This is a genomic window from Companilactobacillus mindensis DSM 14500 (assembly GCF_001434275.1).
In the GTDB taxonomy this organism is placed as follows: domain Bacteria; phylum Bacillota; class Bacilli; order Lactobacillales; family Lactobacillaceae; genus Companilactobacillus; species Companilactobacillus mindensis.
In genome coordinates, this window is record NZ_AZEZ01000092.1 from 1 (window position 1) to 446 (window position 446).

Below are 446 nucleotides of genomic sequence, written 5' to 3' on the forward strand. Positions count from 1 at the left end.
TCAAAGAACTACCAAAAACAACGACTTTTAGTGTCGAAACTAAATACAAAGATACGCAATCAACATAATAACTTCTTGAATATTTTATCTACTAAACTTATCAATAGCCACGATTTGATAGTAGCTGAAGAATTGAGAAGTTCAAATATGTTGAAAAATCATGCTCTGGCAATGTCAATCTCCGACGTTGGGTGGAGAACATTTCTAAACATGTTAGCTTATAAAGCTGATTTATATGGTAGAAAATTTTTGACTATAGATCCAAAAAACACCACCCAAACATGTTCCAATTGCGGACATATCTTGAGCGGTGCTAACAAATTGACTCTAGCTGACAGAAAATGGACTTGTCCAATTTGTCATAAATATCACTTTAGAGATCATAATGCGGCTATCAATATCCTAAATAAAGGATTGGCAAAACAGTAAAATATAAAGTCCGTTTG

At 33.2% G+C, this 446-nt stretch carries 1 protein-coding gene; it reads left to right on the forward strand.

Annotated features, from left to right (window positions below; all coding sequences use genetic code 11):
- Positions 1–429: RNA-guided endonuclease InsQ/TnpB family protein (locus FD29_RS08355; RefSeq protein ID WP_157049396.1), on the forward strand; the 429-nt coding region annotated here is incomplete at its 5' end.
- Between the last annotated feature and the right edge of the window lie 17 nt (positions 430–446).